Origin of the sequence: Methanobrevibacter sp., from assembly GCF_015062985.1 — an archaeon.
GTDB lineage: Archaea > Methanobacteriota > Methanobacteria > Methanobacteriales > Methanobacteriaceae > Methanocatella.
The window spans coordinates 1-14,978 of record NZ_SUTI01000011.1 but is presented as its reverse complement, the minus strand read 5'-3'; the positions used below and the strand labels follow the sequence as shown (position 1 = coordinate 14,978).

Genomic DNA, 14,978 nt, shown 5'->3' with positions numbered 1-14,978 from the left:
CCTAAAAATAGGAAAAAAATCAACCGCAATAATATCTGAATTCACATATCCTCTAAAAAACTTGACAGAAAAACGTTCATTTCAATTTCTTCACGAGCTATGAAGTCTTCTAGCCTGAACTGTGCAACATCACTCTGGAAAGGATATAACTTATCATCAAAATACATTTTTAATTTGAAAACACCTTCATCAATCTTAGTTTCTTCGTCAAGGTTGGCTTTTAAGAAATCCATTTGACTGGAAGTCAATCCCCTGACGGAATAATCAACGAAATTTTTATCTTGGATTTTTCCATAATCTGTTATCTCAACTATCATCAAAATCACTTAAGAAATCTTTTAATTCATATGAAATGTTTTCAAGTTCATTGAAACACAAATGTCCCAATTCAGAATCCATTATTACCAATTCAGAGTTTTTAATCATTTCAGACATCGGAATTGCATCCAATTCTGGAGGGAAGTGAGGATCCTGTTTGCAGGTAATTATCAAAACCCTTGCGGTTATTTTACCTAAATCGTTTTCAACATCGTAATTCATGCAGCATTCATTGCAATATTTCAAATCATAAATGTCAGTTTCAATACTTTCATTTCCAAAGTTTTCAAATTCTGCGCTTAGCTCAGCATTTGACATGCTCCTCAAAGATTCCTTGGAAAGACCGAAGTTAAATTCCGCCAAGCAAGCTATTCTCAATGTTCTTATTAACGAATATGTCAATTCTCCTTTGGCATAATCAGGATCTGACTCGATTATTTCATTTACGAATCTTGAAAGAATGAAATCATGACCCGCCACTTTATAAGTGCTTACGCCACAGATTAAGAAATCGGCAAAATCAGGATATTCAATAGCTTGTGTTAAAGCAACAAAACCTCCCATAGAATTGCCGATAATGCCTAAAATGTGAGAAATATTGAATTTTTCTTTTAGGAACTGTTTTTGGAAATTCACAACGTCACGAACAGAATATTTTGGGAATTTGTTTTTAAGACCTGTTGTGGATGGAGAGCATGACCCTGGAGAACCTAATGCTGAAATGCTGATGAAAAAGAATTTGTCCTTATCAAATGGGTCCCCCTCATAAGACAATGGGAAAATTTTCCTCATTGACGAAAAATTGCCTAAAGATCCGTGATTGTATACAATGACATTATTCAATAAACCTTTTTCATCATATTTTGGAGTTCCAAATGTTACATATTCGACAGTTACATCATTTAAAACTTGCCCGTTCTCAAATTCAAATGATTCCATGGTATAATACTCTTTTTTATCCTCAAGGTATTCCTCATCGTAAATTTAAATTCCCCCTTGAAATATCAATATCAATAAAAATCTTTAAAAAACAAAATATTTAAACTAAACCCAACAATGTTATTGTGATGAAATATAAAATTTTGGAAAAACCTAACTGTGAAGATGCTTATGATTTAGTTCAGGATGCTCTGCGTAAAAAAGCAACAATAGTAATTTTTGCATGCTGCAAAGTAAACTATGAAGGACGGGCATTAAGTGAACTTAATTGGGGAGAACGCATAATCATGATAAAACCGGATGGTGCTTTTTTAATCCATCAAGAAAAGAAAGTTGAACCAGTGAATTGGCAACCCCCAAAATCCCGGACAAGAAGCTATATCAAAAATGGGAACCTATTTTTAGAAAGCCACAGAAGAACACCTAAAGAATTATTGACCGCCGAAATAAGACAAGTCCAGTTCATTAGCTATGCCAATATTGAAGACTTTGAAGAACTCGAACAAGCAGGATATGAAAAGGACATGAGCGACATGATAATGGAAAAACCTCATATGATTGAAGAAGGCTTCATCCCCACTACCCGCGAATATAGCGTGGAACACGGATTTATCGACATTTTAGGAAAAGACAGTGACAATAACCTGATGGTTCTTGAGCTAAAAGCACGTAAAGCAGGAGTTACAGCAGTAAAGCAGCTTAGAAGATACCTTCAAGATTTAGAGAATACTGAAAACGATTATCTAAAAGAATGCAAAGCCCAAAAAAAGAAAATACGTGGCTTGCTTGTTGCACCGTCAATTATGGATGATGCGCTTGAATTGCTTGAAGAGGAAGGAATTGAATTTGTATCCATAGAACCTCCTCGTGAATTAAAAAGAGATAAAAAAGTAACATTAGATGCATTTTAGTTTAATGCATCCTCTATTTTTTTAAGTTCCCTGATATGGAACTCTTTTGTAAACTCATTAGCGGGTGTTGATTTAGTAACATGACATTCCTTTTCTAACTTATAAATCAGATAATCTTCTCCATTAAGAGGAATGCTTTCGTTTTCATCCAACAATTCCAGATTCTCCAATTCACCCATTATATCGTTGAATTCTTTTTCTTCAAGAGCAATAAGATCATCAATATCCATATCCTGAAGTTTTGGATTTAATTGTACTGCAATAGCGACAAAACCGTTTACTTCCTTATCGGAAAATGCGAATCTTGAATTCCTAATTTCTTCCATAGACCATTTTACATGATTTAAAGTATTTTTAGTGACAGGAATTTCATTTGATAAACCAATTTGATTAATCTCATAATCGTTTTTCCATTCACCAATTTTATAAACTGCATAATTTATATCATTAATATTAATAATTTCATCATTAGCCATCATATCACTTATCAATAAATATATTTTTATAATAATAAAAACATTATTATAAATATTATAAACTACAAATCTTAATTCAATGGAGGTTATGCAGTGAAAAAATGTCCTGAATGTGGAAATCCTAGTTATGATGGAGCTCCTATATGTGGAAATTGCGGATATAAATTCCCAAAAACAAAAGTTGAAGCTCCTAAAAGAGAGGATATCTTCCAAAAAGAAAGAAAGGTTAAAAAATCTTCCAATGATGACAGTACACTCAATATTTTAAAAGAAAACAAATTAATTATTGGAACAATATTGCTTATAACTTTACTTGTGATTTGCGGAATTGTCCTTACTGGATCAAATAATAACAATTCTTCTATTCAAACTAATGATTTAGTCAAATATGATGCAGGAGACTTTTCATTTAAGCATCCTGGAAATTGGGAGCAAATTAATGGTAGTGATGCAGACCACCCTGGAGCAATATTTTTCAAAAATTCTAATAATGTTATAATAGAACATTACAACATTACTAGTGATGCTACATCATTAAAAGAAATTACACAGGAAAGAATTAATCATGCTCAAACTAGTGGTGATTATGTAGATCTTGTTGAAACAATCACATTAGATGGTAGAAATTCATCAAACATGATTTTAGAGAACGCTGATGGAAATTATACTAGATATGTTTCAATGTTTAGTGATGGAAAATTATATGTTTTCAAAATTAACGGTGAATCTGTTAATTCCGTCACTTCAGATGATATCAACACTATGATAAATTCTGCAGATATTGTTTAAGTATGGATTAAAAAATCCCTACTTTTTTCTATTTTTTATGTATTAACATGACAAAAATAAAAATTGCACTTTGTCAAATGAATGTTGTTGACAACAAGGAAGAAAATCTTAAAAACGCAGCCCTGATGATTGAAGACAGCGTTGATGAGAATGCTGATTTTATTGTTCTTCCGGAAATGTTTAATTGCCCTTATTCCAATGATAAATTCATTGAATATTGTGAAGAAGAAAAAACCAGCCCTACTTTAAATTTCATATCCGATATTGCTAAAAAACATGAAGTTTATATTCTGGCAGGTTCGATTCCCGAAAAGGAGAATGACAAACTGTTCAATACAAGCTATCTATTTGACAGGAACGGAAATGTGATTGCAAAGCACAGGAAAATGCATCTTTTTGATATTGATGTTAAAGATAAGATTACTTTCAAGGAATCGGATGTTTTAACAGCCGGAAATGATTTCACAATAGCCGATACGGAATTTGAAAAAATAGGTATTGGAATATGCTATGATATTCGTTTTCCTGAATTAGCTAGAATTATGGTTGAAAAGGGCGCTTTAGTACTCTTTTATCCTGGTGCATTTAATATGACAACCGGTCCCGCTCATTGGGAACTGTTATTCAGGTCAAGAGCCTTGGATAACCAAGTTTACTGTGTTGGCGTTGCACCTGCATTGAATGAAACCGCGAGCTATCACAGTTTTGGCCATTCCATTATCACAAATCCATGGGGCGAAATAATAGCCGAAGCTGATGAAAAAGAGAATTTGATTATTTGTGATATTGATTTGGATGAAATAAAAAAAATAAGAGAAGAACTTCCCCTTTTGAAAAATAAAAGAGAAGATCTTTATGAAATTATTGAAAAATGATTATTTCAGTTTAGCCAATCTTTTTTCGAAATAAGCCACTTTTTTATCATTGCCGGCGAAAACATCAATAGCAGTTTCGATAACTCTCACTTCATTATCATAATCATTGGCTTTTCTATATAAAACACACAATCTTTTATATGGAGCATCCTTAGGCTGTTTTGTTTCAACATAACGTTCATATTCTTTAATTGCTTTTTGAATATTGGTTTTCTCCATCTCCTTTATTGTGCTCATTGGAATGAGTTTTACAATTGATTCGCCAGATTCTTTAGCTTTTTGTCTTTTTTGAGCTTTTTTAATGGCTTTACCGCAAGACTTTTTAAATTCTTTATCATCTTCCGCCTTGCGCGCATCTTTAATTAATTTGATGGACTCGTCAGTTGCCAAATCACCTAATGCCTGAATAGCTGCTAACTTAACACCCCAATCTTCATCTTCAAGACACTTTGCAATAGCATCCAATTCATCTTCAGCTTGAAGTTCACCTAAAGCACGTACAGCAACTTTTCTGACACCGAAGTCCTCGTCTTCAGTTGCGTCAACAAAATAAGGAATGACTTTTTTATCTTCAGTTTCTTTAAGTGCAAAGGCCAAAAATCTTTTATCTTTGCCTTCAGCATTTTTAAATTCATCAATCAGTTTATCAACAGCCACATCCCCCATATTACCTAAAATTTCAGCCGCTTTAAATCTAACCTGTGCATTATCATCAGTAGTAGCTTTAATTAATGGTTCAATAGCTGATTCATCAGTAATTCCAACTAATGATTCTATAGCTTCTTTTCTAACTTTAACATCATTATTTGATAAGTTGTTAATAGCTTCTTCAAAACTTAAATTAGACATGATATTAAATTAGATTTAATGAATATATAATCTTTTAAAAAAAAATAGAAAAAAATAAGAGAAAAAAATCTCTTATCTAAATAGCTGTCCAACCACCGTCAATACAGATTAATTGACCGGTACAGAAACTGGATGCATCAGATGCGAGATAAATTGCAATACCATCTAATTCACCAGGTTTACCTAAACGGCCTGCAGGACAGTATGCTGCAATAAGGTCCATGAATCCAGGTAATTCAATAGAGTCCACTGTTAATTCTGTTTCAAATACAGCAGGACCAATTGCGTTTACAGTAATGTTGTATTTAGCCCATTCAACAGCTAAGTTTTTGGTTAAGTTCATTACTCCACCTTTAGCTGAGGAATATGCACTGATTCCTCCTCCTGGGAAGATTACTCTGGAGTGGATTGAACCAATGTTGATGATTTTTCCGTATTCTTGTTCAATCATGATTTCTCCGACAGCTTTACACATGTAGTATACACCGCTTAAGTCAATGTGGATGTGTCTTTCCCATTCTTCATTGGATTGATCGGTAACCATTTTGTTGTTACCCATACCAGCTGCGTTAACTAAGATATCGATTCTGCCGAATTCATCCATAACTTTAGCAACTGCTGCAGTGATGCTGTCATAGTCACCTACATCACATACTGCATACATTACATCTACATCGTATTCTTTTTCGATTTCAGCTTTGTTTTCAATTAATCTTTCTTCTCTTCTTGCAAATAATGCGATTTTAGCACCTTGACTTGCATATGCTTGTGCTATTTGCCAGCCTAAACCAGAAGAAGCACCAGTAATTACTGCAACTTTGTCTTTAATATCGAAATAATTTTTCATGTTTTATACCACCTTAGGCATTTAAGCCTACAATTAATTATATAAAAGTCAAACTATTTAACTATTATTATAACATTCAACAGTAAATATGGAGTTTAAGTTAAAATAAATCCTATTTATAACAGTGTTTATTAAACAAACATCAATAAAGAATATTTTATATTTTCTAGTTGTATAATTATTTTGTCAAAAAATATTCTCAGAAATATAAAATATATAAAAACAACAAAAAAACATACATATAATTCAAATGTTTTAAGAAAATGGGATAAAAATGATTGAAGAACAGACAAAAACATATTCAAAAAAACAGATTTATAAAATCTTGCATCCTTTTGTCAAAAAATGGTTTGACTCAGAATTTGAAGATTTCACACCCGCCCAAAAAGCTTCAATCATGGATATTCATAAAAAGAACAATATACTTATTTCATCCCCAACAGGTTCTGGGAAAACATTGACCGCTTTTTTATCTGTAATAAGTGATTTGACCGCACTTTCTGAAAAAGGCGAATTGGAGGATAAGGTATACTGCATTTACATTTCTCCGCTTAAAGCATTGGATAATGATATCGAAAAAAATCTGGACGAACCTTTAAAGGGCATTGAAAAAATAGCAGAGCATGATTTGGGAATCAGAAAAGCCGTGAGGACTGGAGACACATCACAATATCAAAGACAAAAGATGCTTAAAAAACCACCCCACATATTAATTACAACTCCAGAGACATTATCCATCCTTCTAGTAGCTCCAAAGTTCAGGGAAAAATTAAGCAAAGTCAGATATGTGATTATTGACGAAATTCATTCGCTTGCCGAAAATAAAAGAGGAGTTCATTTAAGCTTGTCCTTAGAAAGACTGCAACATCTGGTTGGGCAGTTTACAAGAATCGGACTTTCAGCAACAGTCAGTCCATTGGAAGAGGTTGCGAAATTCCTTGTGGGATATGAATATGGGGTTGGGCGAAGCTGCAAAATTGTCAACATCAACTACCTGAAAGAGTTGGATATGGAGGTGATGTGTCCTGTCAGCGATATTGTTCTGGCAGATGAAGAAGACACCCGCCTCGGCATGTACGATTTATTGGATGACCTGATTCAGGAAAATAAAACAACATTAATCTTTACGAATACCCGTAGCGGAACAGAACGCTTCGTTTATAATCTGAAGAAAATGTACCCTATGAACTATAACGATTCTAATATAATGGCCCACCATTCCTCCCTTTCAAAGGAAGTGCGTTTGGAAACTGAAAACAAGCTGAAAGAAGGAAAATTGAAAGCAGTCGTATCATCAACATCACTTGAACTTGGAATAGACATAGGATATATTGATCTTGTCGTGTTGATAAACTCTCCAAAATCCGTTGCAAGAGCCCTTCAAAGAATAGGAAGAAGCGGACATAAGCTCCATGAAAAATCAAAAGGAAGAATAATTGTAACAAACCGTGACGACTTGGTAGAATGTTCCGTCTTATTGAAGAATGCTAAAGAAGGAAAGATTGATAAGATAAGCATTCCTACAAACTGTCTTGATGTTTTAGCGCAGCACATCTACGGAATGAGCATTGAAAATACATGGGATATTGATTATGCCTACGACGTGATTAGGAAAAGCTACTGCTATAAAGACCTTACAAAAGATGATTATGAAGATGTGCTAAGTTACATGGCAGGAGAATATCCTGAACTTGAAGAGAGATATGTTTATGCTAAAATCTGGATTGATTACGATAAAAGAACCTTCGGAAAACGAGGAAAACTGGCCAGAATGCTTTATTCAACAAACATAGGAACAATCCCCGACAGTTCAGGAGTGCTGGTTAAATGTGACGGCGAAACTGTTGGAAAAATCGAAGAAAGCTTCATGGAACGTCTGAAAAAGGGAGACAGCTTTGTTTTGGGAGGCAGAACATATAGATTTAACTATGGAAAGGGAATGACAATCAATGTGACTCCTGCAAGCGGACCGCCAACAATACCTTCATGGTTTTCACAACAATTGCCTTTATCCTTTGACCTTGCAATGGACATCCAGCGCTTCAGGTCACACATGGAAACAAAATTTGAATATCGAAGAAGCAAGGAAGAGATAATGGAGTTTATTTATGATTATCTCTATGTCGATGACTTTGCGGCAAATTCTATTTACGAATACTTCGTTGAACAGTACAAATACGCCAAAATACCAAGCAATAGACTTTTATTGATTGAATATTATAAAGGATTTGGAGGAAGACGTTTTGTAATATTCCATTCACTGTTTGGAAGGAAAGTTAATGATGCACTATCCAGAGCTACCGCATATATAGTGGCTAAGAAATACAACATGAACGTGACAATATCCATTTCGGACAATGGCTTTTATTTGAGTTCCGACGGGAAGATTGGGGGATTGGAATCATTCAAGGAATTAAATTCAGAGAATTTTGAAACAATACTGACAAATGCATTAAACAAAACAGAAACACTGGCTTCCAGATTCAGGCACTGCGCCGGAAGGTCCTTGATGACTTTAAGACACTATAAGGGCGAATCAAAATCCGTTGGAAGACAGCAGGTAAGGGGAAAAATATTATTGAAATTCGTGCAGGATATGGACAATGACTTTTCAATACTGAAAGAAGCAAGAAGGGAATCCCTCGAAGACTATATGGACATAAAAAATGCTTTAAAAATAATTAACATGGTCGATAACGGAGAAATGGAAATAAAAACCATAAATACCGTGATACCAAGCCCATTCGCATTTAATTTGGTTTCTCAAGGTTACTTGGATGTGTTGAATCAAAATGATAAGGGAGAATTTACAAAAAGAATGCATCAGGCAATACTTGAACAAATCAAAGATAAGCTAAAGGACATTTATTAAATTTTTATCCTCACATCAGAACAAAAGGTTAAAAAATAAATACTTTTATTAAACATATTAATTAATGTATAAAAAGGTGATATTATGACTAAATGGAAAGCAGTATTTGTTGGTTTTATATTAGCCGTAATAGTTAAATCATTCTTTGCACACTATGAATTTGTTGGATTATTAATTGTCGGATTTATTACAGGTTATATTGCGCATGACGGTGCGATTGGAGGATTATGGAATGCTGCAGTTGCAGGATCATTAGGAACAATAATCAGCGCAATATTATTTGTTTTGGCAATGACTCTTGGCGGAAGCACATTAGGTATTTTCGCGGGAATGACCGGATTTACAGTCTCTGGAATTGCAAGCATAGGCATTATCATAAGTGATTTGATTTATTATGCAATTGTTATGGGAATAACCGGAGCCATAGGAGGAGCATTAGCTTCTAAAGAATAAATTTTTGGAGATATAATATGGAAATATTACCGAATGTAGACATAAAAGCATTAATTTTCGGAGCAGCAATAGCTGCAGCATTTATACTATTTGGATACCAATATTGGGATTGGTTCTATCCATTCTCAGCAATAGGACTTTTATATGCAGGATATGCTCAAAAAAATATCAAGATTGGAACACTTGCAGGAGCATTTGCTTCTACACCAATCGTAGCATTGACACTGCAAGGTTACATGGGAACATTCCAAGAAGGATTTTTCACAACAGAAAACGGAATCCTAACTGTAACCACCATTATTCTCATTACCGGAGCATTTGTCGGTTTGGTTGGTGCTTGGGCTAAAATGAACCGTGTGAAAGCATTGGAAGAATATGAAAAAAAACAGAATATCGGTAAAAATAAAAAGAAAAACAAAAACAAATAGTTAAAGTGAAAAACCCAGTTTTTTAAATAAAATCTTAAAAAAAATAAAGAAATGAAAAATAATAACAATCTATGTTATTATTTTTTCTAATTCATCCCTTTCAATTCCTCTTTTTATTTCAAGAGCAATTCTTCTACCCATACTCATAGGTTTACCATAAGTCAAGTAGGAGTAAGGAGAACCATCCATAAATGTATTTGTACCACCATCTGTTCTAGCACTGATTTCAAAACAGATTACTTCTAAATTATCATTTACTAAAGTTTGCATACAGAATGGACCGTTTAAACCTGGAGCAACTAATTTTTTAGCGCTTTCTGTTAATTTATCAGCTATGTCGAATACTTGTGGGAGTAAAGATTCACGAATTACAGCAGGATGGTTACCTGTAACTACATAAGAAGGACTTAAATCAATATCTAATTGATCTTTTGCAGGCATTCTTACAAAACCATCAATACTGGATTCATATCTTGTATCCATACCCATTAATTCAACTTTATCATCAAGTGCTGAGTAGAAATAGTGTATACAGTAATTACAACCGGAAACATATTCTTCGATGTGAGCAGCTTCGACATCACTGTCATCTAACCATCCACGAGCTTTCATTGCTTCGATTTTTGCATCGAATTCTTCAGTGGATGATGCGACAAAGTAACCTCTTCCACCTCTTGCACCAGGGAATTTAACCATAACTGGTCTGTCAATTTCAGACGGACTAGAATATTTGAAAGGAATTCTTACATCACCTTCTACGAGCAATGCCCTTTCTTTATCTCTTTCTGCTTCCCATCTTAACACATCTCTGTTTCCAAACATTGGTACATTGAATTTATCTTCAACATTATCCAATCCAGCATATGCAACAAAAGATCCGTGAGGAACAACAATAGCGTTCATGTCTCTAAGTTGTTGTTGAACATCCTCATTAACAATGTCCTTGAATTCATCAACGATAATGTATTCATCAGCAACTCCAAAACGTTGATATGGAATTTCCCTTCCTTTTTGACATACAATAGCGGTTTTAAATCCTTCTTCTTTAGCACCTTGCAAGATGTGTAAAGAAGTATGGCTTCCGAGAGTAGCTATTGTTATTTCACTTTTGTCGTATTTAGCCAAAATATCTAAAATGTCTTCCTTTTTAACTTCGCCCATTATATCTTCTCCTCAAAAGAATGATGATATTATATATATTTTTCTGAATTTATAATAGTTTTTATTTGAATATTGAATATTATTAAAAAGGATTAAATACATATAATTAAATTGAACTACTTAGGATTGAAAAAATATGTTAATTGGTTTAATTTCAGACACACATATTCCAGATAGGGCAAGGATATTGCCTCAAAATGTAATTGATGCATTTAGTGATGTTGATTTAATAATGCATGCGGGAGACTTGACTTCACCAAAAGTAATTGAAGAACTTGAAGATATAGCACCCGTTGTGGCAGTTCAGGGAAATATGGATCGGGCAAGAGGGATTAACCTACCTATTGCAAAGGTAATTGAAGCAGAAGATTTAAAAATAGGTCTTGTTCATGGAGAAGTATATCCTAGGGCAGATACCCAACAGTTACTCTACCTGGCCAGAGAATTGGATGTTGATATCCTGGTTTCAGGCCATTCCCACCAGCCCAAAATTGAACAGACAGAGGGGAAATTACTGCTAAATCCTGGAAGTCCTATTGTACCCAGACTTGCTGACAGGACAGTGATGTTGCTTGAAATTAACAATAAAGAAGTGGATGTTGAAATTGTGAAAATTGGTTCACCGGTATGCAGTGCGCTTGATTTTGACAAATATAAGAGGGATTGATATGGGAAGCAAATGGCAAATGGAAAAACACAATGATCCATATTATAAAAAAGCTAAAAAAGAAGAATATCGTTCAAGAGCATCATACAAACTCAAACAGTTGGATAAAAAGTATAAGATTATAAAAGAAGGAAACACCGTTGTTGACCTTGGTGCCGCTCCGGGCGGATGGTCACAAGTGGCCTTGGAAAAGGTTGGTGAGGAAGGAATCGTAGTCGGAGTGGATTTGAACCGGTTTAAAAAATTCCATGAAGAAAATTACTACGGCATCAGAGGAGATTTCACAACCCCTGAAGTTCAGGAAAAAATTATGGAACTTATAGGCGGAAAAGCAAAAGTTGTAATGTCTGATGCATCACCGTCACTATGCGGAATTAAAAATATTGACCAGCTCAGGTCAATCGACTTGGTTTATGCAGTTATCGGAATAGCTGAAAATATTCTGGAGGAAAAAGGAAATCTTGTAATGAAGGTATTTCAGGGCCCGGAATATAAGACCATGCTTGATTCACTTAAAGGAAAATTCAGACATGTCAGAACAACCAAACCAGCATCATCACGTAAAAAAAGTTCTGAAATGTATGTTGTTGGGTTGGAATATATGCCAAATAAAAAAAATAGAAAAAGAAAATAAGTTAAAGAGTATTATAAGCATCAGTAGCTGCCTGTAGTCTCTCTTTAGCAAATTCTATCCTACTGTCAACATCATTAGATGGTTTTCCTGCATCCAAAGCACTTTGGACATTTTCAATAGCCGAATTTGCCCTACTCAATTCAAGTTTAGCATCATTATAAACTTTTACCTGATCAGGCCCGCTGGCATAATAAGTAGATTTTACACTATCAAACTTGACGGCCAAATCATCATAAGTGGATTTGAGCTCGGCAAGCTCATCATATTGATTACCAGAGGATATTTCATCAGTAATACCTGATGAGACCATACTGTAGCCTACATATGCAACAACAATGACTGTTATAATAACCATTACAATTCCTACAACAGAAATCATCATAGAAGTAGATTTAAATAAACTTAATCTAGATTTTCTCATATTATCCTCATAATCAGCAATTTTATTAGATATTAATAAGTAATTTATAGTATATAATTTTTACTTATCCCCCCGGATAATACAATATTTTTTAAAGTATGAAAAAAATAATATTAAGATAATGAATTCGACTACTAAATCACAAACATCAATTTCAAAATTTGAAGAGTTTTTTGCAACATCTTATAAGGACGATGTATTTAAGATACTTGAAAAATATCCTGATGAACGTTCACTTAATGTTGATTATCGCTCATTGGAAATATTCGACCCGGATTTGGCAGATTTATTAATTGACAAACCTGAAGAGGTTATTGAAGCTGCGCAAATAGCTATTAAGAATATTGATCCCCTTGTTAAGGATGCGGACATCAATATCCGTTTTGAGAATCTTTCAAATATAATTCCTTTAAAAACCCTTTTGAGTAAATACATTGGTACATTTGTTGCTGCGGATGGAATTGTGAGGAAAACCGATGAAATCAGGCCTCGTATTGAAACCGGTGTTTTTGAATGTAGGGGATGTATGAGATTACATGAGGTGGAACAGACTTCTGCAAGCAGAATTATAGAACCGTCATTATGTAGCGAGTGCGGAGGGCGTTCATTCAGATTGCTTCAAGAGGAATCAAAATATATTGATACCCAGACCGCAAGAATGCAGGAACCTTTAGAAAATTTATCTGGAGGAACCGAACCTAAACAGATGTTAATGATTTTAGAAGATGATTTGGTAGACAAATTAAATCCTGGAGATAAAGTAAGAATTACCGGAACTTTAAAAACATTCAGAGAAGAAAGAAGCGGTAAATTTAAAAATTACATTTATGTAAATCATATTGAACCTCTGGAACAGGAATTCGAAGAAATCCAACTTTCCGAAGAGGATGAGGAAAAAATCATAGAATTGTCAAAAGACCCTAACATTCATGAAAAGATTATCCGCTCAACAGCACCATCTATCAGAGGATATCGTGAAGTTAAAGAAGCAATCGCACTTCAGTTATTCGGAGGTTCTGCAAAGCAACTCGAAGATGAAACCAAATTAAGAGGAGACATCCACATTCTCATTGTCGGAGATCCTGGTATTGGTAAGTCCCAGATATTAAAATATGTTTCAAGATTAGCTCCTAGAAGTATTTATACAAGTGGTAAAGGCACAACAGGTGCAGGATTAACTGCTGCTGCAGTTAGAGACGAGCTTGGAGGATGGTCTCTTGAAGCTGGTGCATTAGTGCTTGGGGATCAAGGTAACGTCTGTGTTGACGAGCTGGACAAAATGAGAGCTGAAGACCGTTCAGCACTTCACGAAGCATTAGAACAGCAAACCGTGAGTATTGCAAAAGCTGGAATTATGGCCACATTAAATTCAAGATGTTCAGTTCTTGCTGCTGCAAACCCTAAATTTGGAAGATTTGACAGGTTTAAAGTACTTGCAGAACAAATTGATTTGCCGGCCCCTATTATTTCACGTTTTGATTTGATATTTGTTATTGAAGATAAGCCAAGCAGAGAGGGAGATACAAAATTAGCAGAGCATATCTTAAAGATACATAAAGAGAATACTGTTGAATATGAAATTGAACCTGATTTGCTTAGAAAATATATTGCATATGCCCGTATAAACTCAAATCCTGTTTTAACTGATGAAGCAAACCAGATATTGCAGGAATTTTATGTAAATACAAGAAACAGTAACACTGAAGAGCAAGGCCCTATTCCAATTACAGCAAGGAATCTGGAAGCAATCATTCGTTTGGCCGAAGCCAGCGCAAAAATAAAACTTAAGGATACCGTTGATAAGGAAGATGCTGAAACTGCAGTTAGACTGCAAATGGCATGTCTTAAAGAGGTTGGAGTTGACCCTGAAACCGGTAAGATAGATGCTGACATTATCGGTGGCGGAACACGAAAATCCGAAAGGGATAAAATCCAATTGGTTACTGAAGAAATCAAACTTCTTCAAGAGGAATATGCAGGCAATGCTCCTTTAACTGTATTATTATCTCAAATGAGCGATAAACATGGATTGAGCGAAGATAAAACAGAGCAAATCGTTAGAAACTTGGTCCAAAAAGGAGTTATCTATGAGCCAAGTACCGGATACTTTAGACTTGTAGTCTAAATTTCCACTATTTTTATTTTTTAAGAATTTTTTATTACAATTTTCATCATATAACAATACATTAATAAATGATTAAATTAAAATTTAATATATTATACTTATACTAATTTTTATGGAGAGATAATATGGATAAATACGAAGATTTATTAGAAAGAGCAATAGACCAATTACCTCCTGAAGTATTTGAACACAAAAGATTCAAAATTCCTAAAG

At 34.3% G+C, this 14,978-nt stretch carries 16 protein-coding genes and 1 pseudogene; 10 read left to right on the top strand and 7 right to left on the bottom strand.

Features of this window, described 5'->3' with window-relative positions; all coding sequences use genetic code 11:
* Positions 1-41: 41 nt before the first annotated feature.
* A complete protein-coding gene (locus E7Z77_RS06310; protein ID WP_292751593.1) occupies positions 42-317 on the bottom strand; it encodes a DUF5750 family protein in 276 nt (91 codons plus the stop codon).
* On the bottom strand, positions 307-1,257 hold the full coding sequence (locus E7Z77_RS06305; protein ID WP_292751590.1) for an alpha/beta fold hydrolase: 951 nt from the start codon (positions 1,255-1,257) through the stop codon (positions 307-309). Before E7Z77_RS06305 ends, E7Z77_RS06310 begins: the two co-directional genes overlap by 11 nt.
* A gap of 128 nt (positions 1,258-1,385) precedes the next feature.
* On the opposite strand from E7Z77_RS06305, the gene nucS reads away from it, so the two are divergent.
* Positions 1,386-2,168 carry an endonuclease NucS gene (gene nucS / locus E7Z77_RS06300; protein WP_292751587.1) on the top strand — a complete coding sequence of 261 codons (783 nt, stop codon included), beginning with the start codon at positions 1,386-1,388 and terminating at the stop codon, positions 2,166-2,168.
* Here nucS and E7Z77_RS06295 read toward each other — a convergent pair.
* A complete protein-coding gene (locus E7Z77_RS06295) occupies positions 2,165-2,644 on the bottom strand; it encodes a hypothetical protein (RefSeq protein WP_292751584.1) in 480 nt (159 codons plus the stop codon). The two genes, nucS and E7Z77_RS06295, sit on opposite strands and share 4 nt — an antisense overlap.
* 93 nt (positions 2,645-2,737) lie before the next feature.
* Between E7Z77_RS06295 and E7Z77_RS06290 the strand changes: the two genes are divergently transcribed.
* Both E7Z77_RS06290 and E7Z77_RS06285 read left to right on the top strand, forming a co-directional pair.
* The gene (locus E7Z77_RS06290) at positions 2,738-3,433 is read left to right on the top strand and encodes a zinc ribbon domain-containing protein (protein ID WP_292751580.1); all 696 of its coding nucleotides are present in this window, start codon (positions 2,738-2,740) and stop codon (positions 3,431-3,433) included.
* A 47-nt stretch (positions 3,434-3,480) separates the two neighbouring features.
* Entirely contained in the window at positions 3,481-4,308 is an 828-nt protein-coding gene (locus E7Z77_RS06285) for a carbon-nitrogen hydrolase family protein (RefSeq protein ID WP_292751577.1), read from the top strand.
* Here E7Z77_RS06285 and E7Z77_RS06280 read toward each other — a convergent pair whose 3' ends face one another.
* Entirely contained in the window at positions 4,309-5,157 is an 849-nt protein-coding gene (locus E7Z77_RS06280) for a HEAT repeat domain-containing protein (RefSeq protein WP_292751574.1), read from the bottom strand.
* 76 nt (positions 5,158-5,233) lie between these two features.
* Entirely contained in the window at positions 5,234-6,004 is a 771-nt protein-coding gene (locus E7Z77_RS06275) for an SDR family oxidoreductase (protein WP_292751572.1), read from the bottom strand.
* A gap of 274 nt (positions 6,005-6,278) precedes the next feature.
* Here E7Z77_RS06275 and E7Z77_RS06270 point away from each other — a divergent pair, with 274 nt between their 5' ends.
* The 3 genes from E7Z77_RS06270 to E7Z77_RS06260 all read left to right on the top strand — a co-directional run bounded on the left by E7Z77_RS06270 (position 6,279) and on the right by E7Z77_RS06260 (position 9,757).
* Positions 6,279-8,876 carry an ATP-dependent helicase gene (locus E7Z77_RS06270; protein WP_292751569.1) on the top strand — a complete coding sequence of 866 codons (2,598 nt, stop codon included), beginning with the start codon at positions 6,279-6,281 and terminating at the stop codon, positions 8,874-8,876.
* Positions 8,877-8,960: 84 nt separating this feature from the next.
* Complete coding sequence (locus E7Z77_RS06265; protein ID WP_292751566.1) at positions 8,961-9,329, top strand: DUF5518 domain-containing protein; 369 nt, start codon at positions 8,961-8,963, stop codon at positions 9,327-9,329.
* 17 nt (positions 9,330-9,346) lie between these two features.
* The gene (locus E7Z77_RS06260) at positions 9,347-9,757 is read left to right on the top strand and encodes a hypothetical protein (protein ID WP_292751563.1); all 411 of its coding nucleotides are present in this window, start codon (positions 9,347-9,349) and stop codon (positions 9,755-9,757) included.
* Between the two features lie 69 nt (positions 9,758-9,826).
* Here the strand turns inward: E7Z77_RS06260 and E7Z77_RS06255 are convergent, their stop codons facing one another.
* Entirely contained in the window at positions 9,827-10,918 is a 1,092-nt protein-coding gene (locus E7Z77_RS06255) for a formate--phosphoribosylaminoimidazolecarboxamide ligase (protein ID WP_292751559.1), read from the bottom strand.
* A gap of 136 nt (positions 10,919-11,054) precedes the next feature.
* Between E7Z77_RS06255 and E7Z77_RS06250 the strand changes: the two genes are divergently transcribed.
* Together E7Z77_RS06250 and E7Z77_RS06245 are read left to right on the top strand one after the other, a co-directional pair.
* Positions 11,055-11,585, top strand: a complete 531-nt coding sequence (locus E7Z77_RS06250) for a metallophosphoesterase (protein WP_292751556.1) — start codon at positions 11,055-11,057, stop codon at positions 11,583-11,585.
* Between the two features lies 1 nt (position 11,586).
* On the top strand, positions 11,587-12,219 hold the full coding sequence (locus E7Z77_RS06245) for an SAM-dependent methyltransferase (RefSeq protein ID WP_292751553.1): 633 nt from the start codon (positions 11,587-11,589) through the stop codon (positions 12,217-12,219).
* A gap of 1 nt (position 12,220) precedes the next feature.
* Here E7Z77_RS06245 and E7Z77_RS06240 read toward each other — a convergent pair whose 3' ends face one another.
* Entirely contained in the window at positions 12,221-12,640 is a 420-nt protein-coding gene (locus tag E7Z77_RS06240) for a hypothetical protein (RefSeq protein ID WP_292751550.1), read from the bottom strand.
* A gap of 121 nt (positions 12,641-12,761) precedes the next feature.
* On the opposite strand from E7Z77_RS06240, the gene E7Z77_RS06235 reads away from it, so the two are divergent.
* Together E7Z77_RS06235 and E7Z77_RS06230 are read left to right on the top strand one after the other, a co-directional pair.
* Positions 12,762-14,765, top strand: a complete 2,004-nt coding sequence (locus E7Z77_RS06235) for a minichromosome maintenance protein MCM (protein WP_292751547.1) — start codon at positions 12,762-12,764, stop codon at positions 14,763-14,765.
* 125 nt (positions 14,766-14,890) lie between these two features.
* Positions 14,891-14,978, top strand: a pseudogene (locus E7Z77_RS06230) (translation initiation factor IF-2 subunit beta); the annotation flags it as partial.